Raw genomic sequence first — 17,617 nt, forward strand, 5'->3', positions numbered from 1 at the left:
GGCCCGTCGGCTCACGGCCTGCTCAGCTCGCCGCGCAGGACAACGCCGGTACGCCGTTGACGGCACCCGACGATCCGAGGAAACCGAAGGTCGTGCTGCCACCGGCACCCAGCGCCCCGTTGTAGCCGACGTTGCGGGCGGTGACGGTCGAGCCGCTGGTGGTCAACGTCGCGCTCCACGCCTGCGTCACCTGCTGCCCGTTCCCGAACGTCCAGGTCACCGTCCAACCGTTGATCGCCGAACTGCCGGCGGTCACCCGCACCTCGGCCTGGAAGCCACCCTGCCACTGACCGGTCACCGTGTACGACGCCGCACAGGACCGCCCGGTCGACGGCGGTGGGGTCGTGGTGGGCGGCGGCGGGGTGGTGGTCGGCGGAGGCGGGGTCGTGGTGGGGGGTGGGGTGGTGGGCGGCGGCGTCGTCGGGGTGGTGCCGCCGACGGCGCTCATGATGGCGTCGATGATGCCCTGCTGGGTGACCGTGGCGTTGCTGCGGTTGAACAGCCCGAACCCGTACGCCCCGTTGTAGCCGTTGTCCCAGTAGGCGGTGGCCGCGCCGTACTTCCTGGCGGCGGCCACCAGGGTGCGCGCGTAGTCCGCGCGGTACCTGTTGTTCGTCGGGTCGGCCGACGTCTTGTCGACCGAGCCGTACTCACCGACGAAGACCGGGTAACCACGCGAGACGAAGGTGTCGCGCACCTTCTTCAGCTGCCCGTCCATGTGGTCCTGCTGACCCCAGGTCGACTTCCGGGACGGAGTGGTGGCGTTCGGCCCCCACTGCGTGATGGTGCCGTTCTCCTCACCGGCGAAGTCCCAGGGGTCGTAGTAGTGCACCGAGATCATCAGCCGCTGCTCGTTGGCGGGCACGGACGACGACCGGTACTGGTCCGTCGGCAGCGTGAAGCCGTAGTTGCCCACGGTGTAGTCGATGTTGGTGTTCCAGCCGGGGACGAGCAGCCAGCGGGAGGTGTTGTTCCCGCCGGTGCGGCGGACCGTGTCCACGAAGATCTGGTTGTAGGCGTTGATGTTCGCGTAGCACGGCTGGGTGGGATTGCCGTACTGCCCGTCGAACTCCTCGTTCATGGATTCGAGGATGAGTCGCTCGCTGTAGCTCTGGAACCTGGTCGCGATCTGCTGCCAGACCTTCTGGTACTTGTCCCGGATCGTCGTCTGGTTGGACGAGTCGCAGATCAGCCACGAGCCGTTGACGGTCTTGAAGCCGTCGCCGTGCATGTTGATCAGCACGTACAGGCCGCGGCCGTAGGCGTAGTCGACGATTTCCTTGATCCGGTTGAGCCAGGCGGAGTTGATCGTGTAGTTCGGGGCGGACCCGATGTTGCCCAGGTAGGACACCGGGATGCGGATCGTCTTGAAGCCCGCCGCCTTGACCCGGTCGATGAACGCCTGGGTCACGACCGGGTTACCCCAGGCCGTCTCGCTGGGGATGCCGTTGGCGTTGGCCTCCAGGGCGTTGCCCAGATTCCAGCCCGCCCCCATGTCGGCGACGAGGTGGGTGGCGTTCACCTGGGCCATGCTGTCGGCCGAGGCGGAACTCGTCAGCACGGCGGTGGAGCCGGCCAGCGCCAGGACGCCGGAGAGCACGGCGAACTGCACCTTCCTGAGGGTGGATTTCACAAGAGTCTCCCGTCTTCGAGCCCACAGTCACACTGGGTTGTCGAAGCGATTCGACGATATTTCGACTGCCTGTCCCGGCAGCCGACGGGCCGCCAAATGATAGATGCATGTGCATCAATAAGGCAAGGTCGTCGCCGTACGGCCGCTCGTCAGGGGCCATGGCGGACGTCCGACGGGCACCGCCCGGGCCGCGGGGAAGGGGCGCGTCACGGCGTGCCGGGCAACCGGACCGTGACGACGAGACCTCCGTGCGGGGGCGGGACGAGGTCGAGCGTCCCGCCGTGGGCGCGGACGATGCCGTGCACGATCGCGAGACCTAGGCCCACGCCGGCGTGTTCGTCGGTGCGCACGCGTTCCGTTCCGCGCCGGAAGGGTTCGGTGAAGGTCGACACCAGAGCGGGTGGGAGCCGCCGGCCCGTGTTCTCGATCCGCACCATGCTCGTGGCACCGCACGCCTCGGTCAGGACCGTCACGGTGCCGCCGGCGGGAAGGTTGTGCACGATGGCGTTCTGCACGAGGTTCGTCACCATCCGCAGCAGGAGTTCGGCGGAGCCGCTGGTGAGTGCCGCCCCACCGCGGACGTCCAGGGTGATCCGACGCCGTTCGGCGAGAGGAAGCAGCGTCTCGGCGGCCTCCTCGGCGAGGAGGGAAAGGTCGACGCGCTCGCGGGTGAAGGCGCCACGGTCACCACGGCTGAGCAGCAGCAGGGCCTCGGTGAGGTCGATCGCCCGCTGGTTGACGGTGTGCAGTCGTTCGATGAGTTCGCCCCCCGCACCGGTGGGTTCCCGGCGGGCCACGTCGAGGAGCGCCCGGGAGATCGCAAGCGGCGTACGCAGCTCGTGGGACGCGTTCGCGGCGAACCGCTGCTGCTCGGCGACGTGGGACTCGAGCTGTTCGAGCATCGAGTCGAACGCGTCGGAGAGCTCCCGGAACTCGTCGTCGCGGCCCGCGAGCCGAATCCGGTGGGACAGCGACCCGCCTGCGGCCATCCGGGTGGCGTGGGTGATGCGGTTCAGCGGCGCGAGCATCCGGCCGGCGAGGATCCACCCGCCCAGCAGGCCGAGGAACAACAGCAGGGCCAGCACTGCGGCTGCTCTCGGGGCGAAGGCACGGAGCAGGTCGGAACGGTTCGGCACGAACATCACGGGGGCGGGGAGACGGGAACCGTCGGGTGCCGGCGCGGGCAGTCGGGCGTCGTCGATCACCTCGGGTACGTACCGCAGCAGGAACACCCACACGGTGACCAGCAGCAGGCCACCGACCAGCATGACGAACCCGGCATAGCTGAGGGTCAGCCTGAGGCGGACGCTCGGACCGGGCCGCCTATCCACGGTCCGCCCCGCCACCCCCGGCACCGGGCGCGGTGTCGATGCGGTAGCCGACCCCGGGCACCGTGGCGATGATCCACGGTTCGCCCAGCCGTTTGCGCAGCGCGGAGACGGTGATGCGCACGGCGTTGGTGAAGGGGTTGGCGTTCTCGTCCCAGGCCCGGGCCAGCAGTTCCTCGGCGCTGACCACCCCACCCTCGGCGGCGACGAGGACCTCCAGCACGGCGAACTGCTTGCGGGTGAGCGCGACGTGGCGTCCGTCGCGGAAGACCTCCCGGCGGAACGGGTCGACCCGCAGGCCCGCCGTCTCGCGGACCGGGGGCCGGGCGTACCCACGCCTGCGGTCGAGGGCCCGGAGCCGGAGCACCAGCTCCCGGAGTTCGAACGGTTTGGTGAGGTAGTCGTCGGCACCGAACTGGAAGCCGGATGCCTTGTCGTCGATCCGGTCGGCCGCGGTGAGCATGAGGATCGGCATGCCGCTGCCGGAGGCGACCACCCGCCGGGCGACCTCGTCGCCGGAGGGGCCGGGGATGTCGCGGTCGAGGATGGCGAGGTCGTAGTGGTTGACGCCGAGCAACTCCAGGGCGGTGTCGCCGTCGGGAGCGACGTCGGCGGCGATCGCCTCCAGCCGCAGACCGTCGCGGACGGCTTCGGCCAGGTAGGGCTCGTCCTCCACGATCAGTACCCGCATACGCGCAGCCTATGGTCGGCGACATTCGACGGACACATCCCGGACGTACCTCAGCCGACCGGCACCGACGTGGGACCCGGCCGCTCCGACGGCACCTGCCACCAGGGGCGGGACGCCAGCGCGGCCAGCACGGCACCGGTGGTGTTGACCAGCACGTCGTCCACCGAGGACACCCGGTCCAGCCACAGGACGTACTGGGCGGTCTCCACCAGGACCGAACAGCCGACGCCGAGCGCCAGGATCCGTGGCACCGAGGCGAGCGCCGCGAACCGCATCGGGGCGAAGAACCCCAACGCCGCGAGGACCAGCAGGTTGCCACCGATACCGACCGGGCCCATGGTGACCAGGTCCCGTAACGGGACCAGGCTCACCCGGCCGGGGCCGACGCCCGGCGCCGCCCCCGGCATCAGGGTCATCCAGACGAACGGCACCGTCCCGTAGACCATGCCCACCTCGGCCAGCGACGTCCGCCACGCCTGGGCTACGCCGACGGCACGCCGGGAGTGCGCCAGCGCCCACATCACCAGGGCCGCCAGCGGCAGCCCCACCAGGGTCATGAACACCACCCCGTTGAACGTGTCGTAGCAACCCTGCCACCGCCCGGCCAGACACCTCGGAGCGGACATCAGCAGCGGCCGCCGTACGACGAACGCCGCGCCCGCCAGCCCGAGGAAGAGCAGGCTGGCGAGCACGATCCGGCGGGTGGGGCGGAACGCCCCGGACGGGTGTGCACCGTGTTCCATGCCCCCATCGAAGCCCCCGGCCCGTTGCGACGGCGTATCCGATTCCGCATACGCCCGCGATACACCGAGGCCCGACGGAGCGCACCGTCCGGCCGGCCCTCAGCCACCACCGCCGGGTGGGCCGACCGGTCCGCCGGTGACCGCCTCGGCCTCCCGCAGGCAGATGTCCAACATGGGTACGCCGTCGCTGTTGCCGAGGATGACGCCGACCCAGCCGGTGTCCGGGTAGATGCTCCAGTTCGCGCCGACACCACCGGCCCCGCCGCCCCGGCCGATCACCCACTGGCCGTTGACGATGCTGACCGGCATCGTGTACCCCTCGTACGCCGTGGGCACCGGGCCGGGAAGCTTGGCCCCAGCGAACAGGTCGGCGTAGGGACGGTCGAGCAACGTACCGTCGCGCAGCGCCTCGGCGAACCGGACCAGGTCCGGCGCGGTGGCGAAGCCGTCACCCGAGGCGTACCCGATGAAGCCCCGACCCGGATTGCGGCCCAGGATGTTGGGGTCCAGGCTGCCCTTGTCCAGGTTGCGGACGGCATCCACCTGGCTGCCGTCGGCCTGCTGCAGGTACGGGTGCGCGATGTGCCCGTCGGTGAGCCACTGCTCCCTCGTGTAGAACGCCGAGCCGCTCATCCCGCAGCGCCCGAAGACGTGCTCGTGCACGTAGTCCCAGAACGTCATGCCGGAGACGGCCTCCACGATCTGCGCGGCCATGGCCAGGCCGACACCGCCACCGGGAAGGTGACCGTTGGACCCGGCACCCGGAACCCCCACCAGCGTCGCCTGCCGGGCCCACTGCTCGTGGTGGTCGTGCACCTCCTCCCGGCTGTGGAAGACGCGTTGCCAGTCCGGCATCGGGGCGTCCAGCCCGGAGGTGCTGGTGAGCAGGTGGTGGATGGTGACCCGCTCGGCGATCTGACCCGCGAGCCCCGTCAGGTGGGTGCCCACCGGGTCGGACAACGTCACCCTGCCCTGCTGCACCAACTGCAGGATGGCCACCGACAGGAAGGGCTGGCTGCCCGAGGAGAGGTTGAACGCGGTGCCCTCGTGGTTGCGGATCCCCCGCTCCCGGTCGGCCATGCCGTAGCTGCGCGACAGCACCGTCCGCCCCCGGTGGGACAGCAGCACCACGCCGGAGAACCTGCCCTCGGCGGCCAGCTGCGCCACGTACCGGTCGTAGGCCCCGCCGGGCCGGGTGTCCGGCCGGGCCGGGTCGCGCCCGGACGGGCCGGTGCGGGCCGGGGCGGCGTGCCCCCGCCCGGCACCCACCAGCGGGGAGCCCGCCACCAGCCCGGCGGCGGCCATCCCACCCCAGGTGACCAGCCTCCGCCGGTCGACACCCCGTGTGGCATCCGAATGCATGATCATGCTCCTTGCCCGGTCGACGATTGATGCGCTGACAGTGCTGCGCTCCGGTTCATCGCCGTAGTCAAGATGCACGCACGTTGCGGGGGCGTATGCGTTTTCCGATACGCCCCCGATACAGCGCCGGTGACCCGACCGGCGTACGGACAGCACGCCGGACGGGTCCGTGCCGATCGCCTGACGACGGCACCGGGCCCTGACGGTACAGCCAGCGCTACCTCGGTCGGCCCGCCACCTGGATTGCTGGAGGCGATTCCCAAAAATATGGTTTCTCTGCGGAAGAAATCAACGAAAATGGGAGTCCGGCGATGTCGGTTAATAGCGCACGACTCGAATTCGGGTCGACAGTTACGAGAGAGACGCCGGTGGCGGCGGTGCGGGTCCAGCAACTGCGCAAGGTCTATGGCGGGGATCGGCAGGCGGTAACCGCGCTCGCCGGAGTCGACGCGACCTTCCAGCGCGGGACGTTCTCGGCGGTGATGGGCCCGTCCGGCTCGGGCAAGAGCACGTTGCTGCAGACCGCGGCGGGGCTGGACCGCCCGACCAGCGGCCTGGTGTGGGTCGGCGACACGGAACTGTCGAAGCTGTCGGAGACAAAACTGACCAAACTGCGGCGATCGGAGATCGGGTTCGTCTTTCAGGCGTTCAACCTCGTCGGAGCGTTGACGGTGCAGGAGAACATCACGCTGCCGTTGCGGCTTTCCGGAAAGCGGGCGGACCCCCTCTGGATACAGCAGATCGTCAACCGGGTCGGGCTCACCGAGCGGCTGTCCCACCGCCCTTCGGAACTGTCCGGCGGGCAGCAGCAACGCGTCGCGATCGCCCGGGCACTGGCCACCCGGCCGGAGGTCATCTTCTGTGACGAACCGACCGGCGCGCTGGACACCCAGACCGCCGGTGAGGTGTTGGCCCTGCTGCGCTCGGTGGTGGACGAGGCGGGACAGACGGTCATCATGGTCACCCACGACCCGGTGGCGGCGTCCTACGCCGACCGGGTGATGGTGCTGGCCGACGGGCGCATCGTGCAGGACATGCCGCAGCCGGGCGCGGAGCGGATCGCCGAGCACCTCGCGACGCTCGGGCGTCGTCCGCAGCTGACGCAGGAGGGCTGACCCGTGCTGAAACTGGCCGGACAGATGCTGCGTCACCGCAAGGGCAGCGCGACCGCCACCCTCCTGGCGATGACCGCCGGGGTGCTGATCCTGATGTCGCTGGGCGTCCTCGTGGAGTCCGGCCTGCGCTTCACCGCCGCCCCACAGCGTTACGCGGCCGCCGACGTCGTCGTCGCCAACCGGGACATCACCCTCACCTCCACCATGCTCGGCGAAAAGGAAACGAACACCGTCGCGCTGCCTGAGGGCGGAACAGTCCCGGCCGCGATGGTCGACCAGATCCGGAAACTGCCGGGGGTGGCCACCGTCGTCGCCGACCGGACGGTGCCGGCGATCCTGCCGAACGGTGCCGCCACCGGCCACGGCTGGAGCAGCACCGCCATCACCCCGTACCAGCTGACCAAGGGTGCCCGACCCACCCGCGACACCGAGGTCGCGCTGGACGAGCGGCTGGCCGCTTCGGTGGCTCCGGGCGACGAGGTGCCGATCCTGGTGAACGGCAGCGCACGGACGTACCGGGTCAGCGGTTTCGTCCGCCACGCGGCCCCCCGGCCCGACCCGCACGCACCACCCGCGGTGTTCTTCACCGACGCGCACGCGGTGGTCATCCACCCCCGGCTGGGACAGGTCGACGCGGTGGCCGTCCTGGCCGAACCCGGTGCCGCCCCGGCCGTGGTGGCCGACGTGCGCCGGCTGGCCGCCGAAGCCGGCGTCAAGGCCTACGCCGGCGACGAGCGGGGGCTGCTGGAACAGTCCGCGGACCAGGCGGCCTCCCTCATGCTGGTCCAGCTGGGCAGCGTGTTCGGCGGCTACGTGGCACTGCTGGTCATGTTCGTGGTGGCGGGCACCATCGGGCTCGCGGTCCGGCACCGCCGCCGTGACCTCGCCCTGCTGCGCGCCGTCGCCGCCACCCCCGGCCAGGTCGCCCGCCTGATCCTCGCCGAGGTGGGACTGCTCAGCCTGTTGTCGGTCGTCATCGGTGTGCCCGTCGGTTGGCTCGCCAGCCGCTGGCTGAACCAGGAGTTGGTGGACCGGGCGTTCATCCCGGACACCTTCCCGGTTCGCGGTGGCGGCTGGGCGGCGATCGCCGTGGCGGTGGCAACGGTCACGGTGGCGACCGGTGCGGCGTTGCTCGCAGCGCGTCGGACGGTGCGGATCCGCCCGACGGAGGCGCTCGGTGAGATCGCCGTGGAATCCGGCCGCAACGGCGTACTCCGCCTGATCTCCGGATTCGCCGCCCTGGCCGGCGGCTTCGTCCTGATCGCTCTCACCGGCGCGGCGAAGGGGACCGCCGCCCTCGGGCCCGCGATGGGTCTGCTGTGTCTGTTCGTCCTCGCGGTGGCTCTGCTCGGGCCGTGGATCAACCGGGCCGCCGCCCGGCTGCTCGCCCCGGTGCTGCGGCGGGTGTGGGGCGACAGCGGCTACCTCGCTGCGGCGAACCTGCGCGCCAACGCCCAGGGCACGGTCACGGTGCTGACCGCCCTGGTGCTGTCCGTCGGCTTCGGTGGCTCGGTCTGGTTCCTCCAGGACAACCTGGACAAGCAGATCGTCGCCGAGAACCATGGTGGGGTGCTGGCCCAGCAGACCGTGGTTTCCGCCACCGGACTGCCCGACACCATGCTGGCGCAGATCCGCGACATCCCCGGTGTGCTCGCGGCCACCGGCGTACGGAACACCTCGATCATCCCGGACGGAGCCGTCGAGGGCGCGGATGCGCAGGCGATCGACCCGGAGGGCGTCGACCTCACCATGGACCTCAAGGTCCGCAGCGGAAGCCTGGCGGACCTGCGCGGGTCGGCCATGGCAGCGTCGACCCTGCAGGCCGAGTCGAGCGGCTGGCGGGTGGGCGACCAGGTCACGGTGCGGCTCGGCGACGGCACACCCGCCGACCTGCGCGTCGTGGCGATCTACGACCGGGGCTTCGCGTTCGGCGCTGTCACCGTCGTCAAGGACGTCGTCGCCGGGCACACCGCCGTCGCCGGCTACGAGCGGATCCTGGTACGCACCGAGCCCGGCAAGGACATCTCCGCCGCGTTGGGCGAGGTCATCGGCCAGTACCCCGGCAGCTCGGTGACCAGCACGGCCGACATCAGCGGTCAGCTCGCCGACGACCTCGCGCTGAGCGCCTGGCTCAACAAGCTCCTGATCGGCATCATGGTCGGCTACGCCGCTCTCGCCGCAGCGAACACCATGGTCATGGCCGCCCTCGCCCGAGGCCGCGAGTTGGCCCTGCTGCGCCTGGTCGGTGTCACCGGCAAGCAGGTCAAGCGGATGGTCCACGCGGAACAGACCGGCCTGCTCGGCGTCTCGCTGCTCATCGGCGGAGCCATCGCCGCCGTAACCCTGGTGTCGATCGTGCACACGCTCACCGGGCAGCTGGTGCCCTACGTGCCGACGCTGGGATGGGTGTCCATCATCGGCGGCACGACGCTGCTGGCGCTGTTCACCACGATCCTGCCGGTTGCCCGACTGCTCCGCGTCCCTCCGGTCGCCGGCATCGGCATCAAGGAGTAACCGGCCACGGCTGGCCGGTTGGGCGGATCGGCCGAACACGCGCGACGGGCGGGCCCGCAACACGGGCCCGCCCGTCGACCTCAGGGCGACGACGGGCCTGAGCACATGGCCGCAGCGGTGCCACCCTCATCGTCCTTGCCGAAGATGCCGGGAAGGCCGACAGCACCCGGACCGCCAGGACCGCCGGGACCGCCAGGACCGCCGGGACCGCCAGGACCGCCGGGACCGCCAGCCCGGGCTGCGGCACGATACCGTCGAGACGAAAACAGGGAGACGACCTCAGCTATGACGAGCGACAGGAACACGGGCCGCCGGGGGTGGATCGCCGCTGCGATTGCCGTCCTCGCGGCAGCCGTCGTGACGGAGGAACTGCTGCGCTCCGGCACGCTGGCCGACGGTCTGCTGGACCACTGGTGGGGTCACGTCGGCAGCACCGCACTGCTGCTCGGCGGTGTGGGTGCCGGGCTGTACTTCCTGCATCGCGCGTACCGCAGCTGAGCCACCCTCGAAGCAGGTACGCCCTGACCGGGCCCTTCAGACCAGGTCGGCCTGCACGGTCACGACGAGATCCTCGTCCTTAGCCGCGCCCGTCCTGCGCTCCACCGCCTGCCCGGGAGGACGACCGCCGCAGCCACGGCGGGCCGGCCGGTTCGGCGTAGCCGCAGGGAGCAGGGAGCAGGACGAACAATGGCACGACCACGTAGGGCCGGCCCCGACGACGCGGCTGCGCTGGTACGACTTCGCGTCACCATGCTGGAGGCGATGGGGGCACCCGTCGGCGACGCCACGGCACCGTGGCGGGCCGCCGCCCTGGACTGGTTCACCCGTTCGCTGAGCGATCCGCAGACGTTCGCCGCCTTCGTGATCGAAGACCCCGAACACGGCATCGTCAGCAACGCCTCCGGCCTCTGCGACCGGCACGCGCCGGGACCCGGCAATCCAGGAGGGCTACGCGGTCACGTCTTCAACATCAGCACCGTGCCCCACGCACGCGGACGCGGCCACGCCCGGGACTGCCTGAACGCGCTCCTGCGCTGGTTCGCCGACGACACCACGGTCAGCGTGGTCGACCTCAACGCCACCCCGGGCGGCGAACGCCTCTACCGAACCCTCGGATTCGCACCACCACGCCACCCCGCCCTGCAACTACGCCGGGACCAGATGTAGGGCTGCAGGTGCAAGGACGCCAAACGGGTCCGGAGACGACCACCCGTCGGGGCGTACCAGGACGTCCCACCAACAGCGTCGAGGCGTCGTCCTGACGTACCGCGTAAAGCTGCTGAACAGTTCGACACCGTGATGTCACCATCGGTGCAGCAGACCCGTGCGTGCGCCCGACCGGGCCGGATCAGGGTCGGTGCGAGGGCCGTAGCCAACCCTCGATCCCTGGATCGGGTTCGGGGCGTTCCCGAGCCTGCGGCGGTCGCCCTACCCGTGGCTGAGTAGCGCACCGTGTGGTCACCGAGGGAGTTCGAAGAGCTCCAACTGGATGCCGTCCGGGTCACGCAGGTACAGGATCTTGGTGCCGGCGAGCTCACCAGCGTGGATTCCGTCACCGCTGGCCAATATCACCGGGTCAGCGTTGAGGTGGACGCCGCGCTCCCTCAGGTGGCGTACCGCCGCGTCCATGTCGTCGACCTCGAAGCAGAGATGCATCACCCCAACGTCGCAGTTGCGGCCCTCGAACGGCTTCGGCACCGGCCGGTCATACTGGATCAGTTCCAGCAGGACGTTGTCTCCGGCGAGCGAGAACACCGCTCGCATCGCGGGGTTCTCCACTTCCACCACGGCGCCGAGCGCAGCGTTGTCGGCCGAAATGGTCACGCCGTTAGCGGCGACCCCGAGAACATCTTCGTACCACCGCACCGACCGGTCGAGGTCGCTGACGGGCACGCCGATGTGGTTCATTCGCGTCACTTTGAGCATCCATCGATGCTCCTACACCGATACGTTCCGAGAGAGTCAGAGATCTTCCTCGTACTGCTGGTACCAGGACACGGGGCAACCGGATGGGGATCATGAAGAGGATGAACCACCTTGGTGCCGCGCTCCGCGCCTGGCGAGACCGACTGGAGCCGGCCACCGTCGGGCTGGTCCACCACACACCGCGGCGGGTCGTCGGACTGCGCCGCGGTGAGCTGGCGATGCTGGCGGGCGTCTCGGCCGAGTACGTCGCGCAGCTCGAGCAGGGCCGAGCGAAGACCCCGTCGGCTCAGGTGTGTTCGGCGTTGGCTCGCGCGTTGCAGTTGAACGACGAGGAGCAGGCCCACCTGCTGCGTCTGGCCGGGCATACCGCCAACCCGGATCGCATTCCCAGGTTGATCCCGATCAGTGTGCGCCGGGTCGCCGACCAGCTCAGCGCCAGCCCTCTGGCCGTGTACGACGCCGCCTGGCAGTTGCTGCACTGGAACCTCTTGTTCGCGGCGACCTGGGGTGACCCGTGCCGAGCCAGCGTTGAGGACCGGAACGCCATGATCACCCAGTTCGAACGGCGGAACGCCCGGGTCCGACAGACCGCGGCGGAACGGGTGTGGTTCGAGCAGTCCCTCGTCGCGGACCTGCGGACCACCACCGGCCGATACCCGGACGATCCCGATGTCGCATCGTTGATCGATCGGCTGAGCCGCACTGCGCGGTTCCGCGAACTGTGGGCGAGTCCGACCGTCGCGGCTCACGAAAGCGCGCACAAGACTGCTGTCCATCCGGAGGTTGGTGAGATCGCCCTGGACGCCAACATTCTTCCGACGCAGGACAGCGATCTGCGGGTCGTGGTGCTGACGGCGCGACCGGGCACTGACGCCCGAAGCAAACTGGACCTGTTGGCCACTATCGGTGTCCAGGAAATGGCTCTTCGCCCCGATCAACCTGGCACGCCGGGGCGTGCTCCGGCCGCGAACCCGTCCGCTGTGGCGGCCTGCGGCGAAAGCTGGCCACCGCGCCAGGGGGAGAGGGGCCACACCAGGAGTAGGTAATCCTTGCCGATGCGGGCGAGGCGTGCGCCTTGGCAGGATCGTCTCCGTTGTGCGGGGTCAGCCCCGCGAAACGGTGGCGGCCAGCGGGCCGCCGCTCACCGTAGAGAGGTAGCGCGATGGAGAACGGGCAGGTCATCGGCGCGGCAAACGAAGGTTTGAGGATCGACGAGACGGCACCGGTGATCAGTCGACACAGGGTCACGGTGCAGGCGTCGGCTGAGATCGTGTGGCGCGTTCTCACCGACATTGACGCGTGGACGACGTGGCTGCCGGAGCTTCCGTACGCGCGGGTGGAAACCCCGGGGCCGCTCGGGTCGGGATCGGTGTTCCGGTGGTCCGCATCTGGGCTGGACATCGTCTCGACCATCGCCGAGGTACGGCCCTACGAGCGCCTGGTCTGGTCCGGACACGCCAACGGACCGGACGGCATCCTGGGCGTCCACGTCTGGAACCTGGCTCCTGGCGACCGCGGGCTGATCGTGTCCACCGAGGAGTCCTTCGCGGGCCCGCCAGTCGACGCCGATCCTGGCCCCATCCAGGCAGCTCTGGACGAGAGTCTGGTCACCTGGTTGCAAAGGCTCAAGGACACCGCCGAAGCGGACGCCGCCGGATAGCGACAACCCTTCATCGTGCGACGAACCCAGTGAGAGGAACAGCTTTGACCGTCTTCCCTCCAACTTGGCCGGGTATCAAGCGCATGCTGGCGGCCTCGCTCGCCATGACCACCATTCTGGGGGTCCTGGCCACGTCGGCGCACGCCTCCACTCAGAGCAGCGGCGCCAACTCCGGAGCACCACGTTGCGCGGGGGAGAGCGTCGACCCGAACGCCAAGATCCGCTACCGCACCGAAGCCGTCATCAACGCATCGCTCCGGACGGTCTGGAAGCTGCAGACCGATGTCGAGCGTTGGCCGTCCTGGCAACCGCCGGTCCTGACCAGCAGGCGTCTCGACTCCGGTCCGCTTCGCGCCGGCTCGTCGTTCCGGTGGACGACTCCGGTGCAGGAGACACACCTCAACCCCGCCACCACTCTCGTGGTCACCTCCACCGTCCACCAGCTTCAGCGGCAGAAGTGCGTGCGGTGGAGCGGTCCAGCGGTCGGCGAAGGACTGCGTATCGACGAGGGAGTCCACGTCTGGACCTTCACCGAGGTCGGGGGCCGGGTTCTCGTGCGTACCGAGGAAACCTGGCGCGGTCGCCAGGTCGAAGCGGACGTCGAATTCGCCACCGCCGCGCTCGGGGCAGGTCTCGAGGTGTGGCTACGAGACCTGAAGACCACGGCTGAACGAGACTGCGACCGGCACCGCCGCTGACAACGCTGAAAACCCCCGATGCCCCGCCACCGGCCCGCGGTGGCGGGGCCAGCCGTCTCCGCTACAGCTGAAGCTCCCGGAGCTGGCGTCGCGACGTTATCTCCAGCTTTCGATAGATGTTGCGCAGGTGGGCATCGACCGTGCGAGGACTGACGAACAGCAGCGCGGCCACCTCCTTGGTGCCCGCCCCGGACGCGACCCTGCGAGCGACAAGCAGCTCCCGCTCCGTCAGTGCGTTGAGCGGGTCGGTCTCGTCCACCCCCGGATGCTCACCGATGGCCGCCAGCTCCCGCGCGGCCCGGTCGGCGAAGGCCCGCGCGCCGACCGTCTTCAGCAACTCGTGCGCGGCACGCAGCTCCACCCGCGCCTCGGCACGACGGCCCACGCTGCGTAGCCACTCCCCATGCAGCAGGCGAGCCCGCGCGTAGTGCCCACGTACCCGGGTTTGGGCGAACCGGTCGATCGCGCCGACGTACAGCTCGTGAGCGCCCAGGCCCGGTTCGAGCAGCGCTCGCGCGAGCAGGTGCGCGCCGACCGCCCACGAGGTGGGGCTGGCGCGCGCGAGATCCTCAAGCCAGGCGGCTGAGACCTTGCCCTCCTCCGGCCGGCGGGCACGCACGGCGGCCTCGACGAGTTCACTGTGGAACGCGGAGACGACGTACGAACCATGCTGCTGCCGATCTCGCGCGACCAGCAACGCGTCGAGCGCGTCCTCGTAGCCGCCGAGCCCGTTGTGCAGCACGCCGGTCGCGTAGAAGACAGCGGTGAACTCCACACCGGCCCAGTCGCGCAACGCCTCCCGAACCTCGCGGAACCGTTCAGTGTCACCACGCCAGGCGGCGAGTGTCAGGTCCGAGCCGAGGAGATTGGTCGTGCCCGCCGCCTCGTCGACCGCGCGTGCCTCGATGATGCTGGCGGCCGCATCATCAATCCGGCCGACCATGACCCTGGCTGCCGCCTGAAAACGCAGCGCATGCGGCAGAATCGCATAGGCTCCCTGTGCCCGGGCAAGTTCGACCTGACGGTCGGTCAGCTGCTCCATCGCGACCTCGTCGCAGAGGTCGGCGCTCAGCACGCAGGCGCGCTCCATCCACCACGGATTCGCATCAAACCCCCGGGTCTGATCCTGAAACGCCTCGACCGCGCGGCGCATCGCGGGTGCCGCCTCGTCGACGGGCAGCAGGTTCTGGGCAAGCAGGGCGTCAAGTAGAAGGTCAACGGCGCGGGGCGGACGCCGTCGCGGTAGCCGCTCCTGGATGCGTAGGGCGAGACGGCGCAGCCGGCCAGGCTCATCGATGCTGAACATCAGGGAGGCGAACGCCTCCAGGTAGGTTTCGCGGGCTCGGTCGGGATCGAGACCCTCGGCCGCGTCGGCAAGTGCGAGCGTCGCCGGGATACTGCGGGACACGTGGTAGTCGATCATCGCATCCAGGAGGCGCAGCTCAGCGCTGTCAGCCGTTCCAGGCCGGCCGAGCCGCGCCTGATTCACCAGTTCCCGCGCGGCTTCGGGCGCCCCGGACTGCAACCGCGCTCGAGCGGCCGACAACAACCGACCTGCCCGCCGCGAAGCGTCCGGCGTCAGCTGAGCGGAGCGTTCCAAGAACGCCGATGCCCCGGCGAAGCCCCCACGTTCGTGCGCGCGCACAGCCGACCGCTCCAACTCCGCCGCTATCGACTCGTTAGGAACGGCGACCGCTTTGGCTCGGTGCCACGTGCGACGGTCCGCATCCGTATCGACACTGGTCGCCTCGGCCAGCGCCGCGTGTACCTGCCGGCGTGTCCGGGCATCGGCCGACCGGTACACCGCGGAACGAGCCAATGGATGCCGGAAGTACAAGCGGGGACCGGCGACAACCAGGCCCTCCTCCACAACCGGAGTGAGATCGGCAGCGTCCAGCCCAAGAACCGTCATGGCGCGGCGTAGCAGCACGATGTCGCCCAAGGGTTCCGCCGCAGCGAGCACCGAAACCAACCGGGTCCGCGCCGGCAACCGCAGGATCCGACGGGTGAACTGCGCCTCCAACGCGCCTTGCACGCCACCGGTCACCACGTTCGGCAGACCCAACGGATCCGCGTCCCGAGCGAACTCCACCAGCGCGAGCGGATTGCTACCCGCCTCGGCGACAATCCGTTCCAGTACCGGGCCGTCAAGATTGGATAACGCTGACAATCGCAGCAGGTCAAGGGCTTCGCTGGCCGCAAGTCCGGCAACGGCGAGCCGAGGAAGACGATCGAGCTCCGGGACAGAAGCGACTTCCCGCGCGACGAACACCATTGCGACCCGATCGGCACCGACACGGCGCGCGACGAACGCCAGCGCCTGCCGCGACGCTTCATCACTCCACTGCGAGTCATCGAGCACGCAACACACCGCAACGTCCTGCGCCGCAGCGCCCAGAAGGCTCAGTACAGCCAGGCCGACCAGCATGGGACTCGGTGCGGCACCTGCGCCGAGCCCGAACACCGTCTCCAGTGCGAGCCGCTGAGGCGCCGGGAGCTCGCGGCGGTACTCCAGTACCGGAGCACAGAGGTGGTGCAGCGCCGCGTAGGGCAGCTCACTTTCGAACTCGACGCCGCTCGCGCGCAGCACCCGCCAGCCGTCGAGCGACTCGACCGCGGCCTGGACAAGAGTCGACTTGCCGATGCCCGCCTCGCCGACGATAAGCGTCGCACCTCCGCGCCCACCCGCCGCGGCCGCCGCGAGCGCGCCGAGCTCGCGCAACTCCGACTGCCGGGCGACGAATCGCATTCACACCCCATCCCGATGTCGTCCTCGTCGCAACCTTAACGCCGGCCACGCCGATCAATATTCGGCGCGGGCGGCATGACCTGCGCACCACGCTGCGCGCCGCGCTCAACCTCGCCGTCCGCGAGGGGCTGATCGACGGCAACCCGGCCCGACACATCGAGGTCAGCGGCTACCAGCAACCCCATGCGAAGGTATGGACCGACGCCCGCGTCGAACAATGGGAACGCACCGGTGACCGGCCACCGGTGGCGGTCTGGACCGCCGACCAACTCGCCGAGTTCCTCGGCGGCGTGACCGACGACTCACTGTTCGCATTCTGGTGGCTCACGGCCCTGCGCGGCCTGCGCCGCGGCGAGATGTGCGGACTGCGATGGACCGGCGTCGACCTCGACCAGGGCGTGCTCACCATCGAGCGCAACCGCACCACCGCCGGTTACGCCATCGTCGAAGGCGACCCCAAGACCCCCGCCGGCCGCCGCGCCGTCGCCCTCGACAAACGCACCGTCCAGGTCCTGCGCGCACACCGTCGCCGCCAACTCGACCAGAAGACCGCAGCCGCCGAGAACGGCAAGGCATGGACCGACACCGCGTATGTGTTCACCCGCGCCGACGGCCTGCCGATCAACCCGAACTACGCCACGACCCGGTTCCGCAAACTCGTCCAACGCGCCGGACTGCCCCCGGTACGGCTGCACGACCTGCGCCACGGCGCCGCGTCCCTCGCCCACCAGGCCGGCGCCGACCTGAAGACCCTCCAAGATCTGCTCGGCCACTCCAGCATCGTGATCACCGCCGACACCTACACCAGCGTCCTACCCGACGTACAACGGCACTGTGCCGACGCCACCGCCCACCTCGTCCTCGCCGCAGCCCGCCGCACCCGGAAAAAGATCAAGAACAAAGCCCGAGAGAATCGACCCACCCGCCGACCGAAAACAGGCGCTCCGATCCCCAGCGCCCCCGGCACGGCGGCGAAGCCACAGGCCAGAACCGCAAAGCGCGAGAAGAACTCAAAATCAAGGGTGGCACCCACATCGCACCCACGTGACACCCACCATCCACACAGGCCGAAAAGCAAGAAGGGTCTGACCGCCGTTTCGGCAGGTCAGACCCCTCATGATCTTGTGCGCCCGAAGGGACTCGAACCCCTAACCTTCTGATCCGCAGGAAGCCGAGAGAACGTAATTCTACAAAGACC

The 17,617-nt window shown here is 69.7% G+C and carries 15 protein-coding genes; 8 read left to right on the forward strand and 7 right to left on the reverse strand.

The genetic code is table 11. The features are described 5' to 3' along the window. Positions 1–22: 22 nt before the first annotated feature. The 5 genes from AB0K25_RS00275 to AB0K25_RS00295 form a co-directional block, all read right to left on the reverse strand. A complete protein-coding gene (locus tag AB0K25_RS00275; RefSeq protein WP_363817294.1) occupies positions 23–1,633 on the reverse strand; it encodes a cellulase family glycosylhydrolase in 1,611 nt (536 codons plus the stop codon). Between the two features lie 206 nt (positions 1,634–1,839). Further along, positions 1,840–2,964: a HAMP domain-containing sensor histidine kinase gene (locus AB0K25_RS00280; protein ID WP_363817297.1), complete on the reverse strand. Its 1,125-nt coding sequence runs from the start codon at positions 2,962–2,964 to the stop codon at positions 1,840–1,842. After that, positions 2,957–3,652 carry a response regulator transcription factor gene (locus AB0K25_RS00285; RefSeq protein WP_363817300.1) on the reverse strand — a complete coding sequence of 232 codons (696 nt, stop codon included), beginning with the start codon at positions 3,650–3,652 and terminating at the stop codon, positions 2,957–2,959. Before AB0K25_RS00285 ends, AB0K25_RS00280 begins: the two co-directional genes overlap by 8 nt. A 50-nt stretch (positions 3,653–3,702) precedes the next feature. Further along, positions 3,703–4,395, reverse strand: coding sequence for a VanZ family protein (locus AB0K25_RS00290; RefSeq protein WP_357538275.1), 693 nt, complete (start codon positions 4,393–4,395; stop codon positions 3,703–3,705). Positions 4,396–4,494: 99 nt separating this feature from the next. Continuing rightward, complete coding sequence (locus AB0K25_RS00295; RefSeq protein WP_363817303.1) at positions 4,495–5,757, reverse strand: serine hydrolase domain-containing protein; 1,263 nt, start codon at positions 5,755–5,757, stop codon at positions 4,495–4,497. A 368-nt stretch (positions 5,758–6,125) separates the two neighbouring features. On the opposite strand from AB0K25_RS00295, the gene AB0K25_RS00300 reads away from it, so the two are divergent. The 4 genes from AB0K25_RS00300 to AB0K25_RS00315 all read left to right on the forward strand — a co-directional run bounded on the left by AB0K25_RS00300 (position 6,126) and on the right by AB0K25_RS00315 (position 10,553). Beyond that, entirely contained in the window at positions 6,126–6,872 is a 747-nt protein-coding gene (locus tag AB0K25_RS00300) for an ABC transporter ATP-binding protein (protein ID WP_363817306.1), read from the forward strand. 3 nt (positions 6,873–6,875) lie between these two features. Beyond that, a complete protein-coding gene (locus AB0K25_RS00305) occupies positions 6,876–9,386 on the forward strand; it encodes an FtsX-like permease family protein (RefSeq protein WP_363817309.1) in 2,511 nt (836 codons plus the stop codon). Between the two features lie 357 nt (positions 9,387–9,743). Next, positions 9,744–9,884, forward strand: a complete 141-nt coding sequence (locus tag AB0K25_RS00310) for a hypothetical protein (RefSeq protein WP_208564995.1) — start codon at positions 9,744–9,746, stop codon at positions 9,882–9,884. 189 nt (positions 9,885–10,073) lie between these two features. Then, positions 10,074–10,553: a GNAT family N-acetyltransferase gene (locus AB0K25_RS00315; protein ID WP_219465231.1), complete on the forward strand. Its 480-nt coding sequence runs from the start codon at positions 10,074–10,076 to the stop codon at positions 10,551–10,553. 291 nt (positions 10,554–10,844) lie between these two features. Here the strand turns inward: AB0K25_RS00315 and AB0K25_RS00320 are convergent, their stop codons facing one another. Then, positions 10,845–11,294: a VOC family protein gene (locus AB0K25_RS00320; RefSeq protein WP_357538282.1), complete on the reverse strand. Its 450-nt coding sequence runs from the start codon at positions 11,292–11,294 to the stop codon at positions 10,845–10,847. Positions 11,295–11,413: 119 nt separating this feature from the next. Here AB0K25_RS00320 and AB0K25_RS00325 point away from each other — a divergent pair, with 119 nt between their 5' ends. From AB0K25_RS00325 to AB0K25_RS00335, 3 genes are all read left to right on the forward strand, one after another. Beyond that, on the forward strand, positions 11,414–12,358 hold the full coding sequence (locus tag AB0K25_RS00325; RefSeq protein WP_363817314.1) for a helix-turn-helix transcriptional regulator: 945 nt from the start codon (positions 11,414–11,416) through the stop codon (positions 12,356–12,358). A gap of 116 nt (positions 12,359–12,474) precedes the next feature. Beyond that, a complete protein-coding gene (locus AB0K25_RS00330) occupies positions 12,475–12,972 on the forward strand; it encodes an SRPBCC family protein (protein WP_363817317.1) in 498 nt (165 codons plus the stop codon). 44 nt (positions 12,973–13,016) lie between these two features. Next, positions 13,017–13,670 carry an SRPBCC family protein gene (locus AB0K25_RS00335; RefSeq protein WP_363817320.1) on the forward strand — a complete coding sequence of 218 codons (654 nt, stop codon included), beginning with the start codon at positions 13,017–13,019 and terminating at the stop codon, positions 13,668–13,670. Positions 13,671–13,731: 61 nt separating this feature from the next. Here AB0K25_RS00335 and AB0K25_RS00340 read toward each other — a convergent pair whose 3' ends face one another. Beyond that, positions 13,732–16,419, reverse strand: a complete 2,688-nt coding sequence (locus tag AB0K25_RS00340) for an AAA family ATPase (RefSeq protein ID WP_363817323.1) — start codon at positions 16,417–16,419, stop codon at positions 13,732–13,734. Positions 16,420–16,709: 290 nt separating this feature from the next. Here AB0K25_RS00340 and AB0K25_RS00345 point away from each other — a divergent pair, with 290 nt between their 5' ends. Then, on the forward strand, positions 16,710–17,579 hold the full coding sequence (locus AB0K25_RS00345; RefSeq protein WP_363817326.1) for a site-specific integrase: 870 nt from the start codon (positions 16,710–16,712) through the stop codon (positions 17,577–17,579). Positions 17,580–17,617 lie beyond the last annotated feature (38 nt).

Source organism: Micromonospora sp. NPDC049257, from assembly GCF_040678915.1.
GTDB classification, from domain to species: domain Bacteria; phylum Actinomycetota; class Actinomycetes; order Mycobacteriales; family Micromonosporaceae; genus Micromonospora; species Micromonospora antibiotica.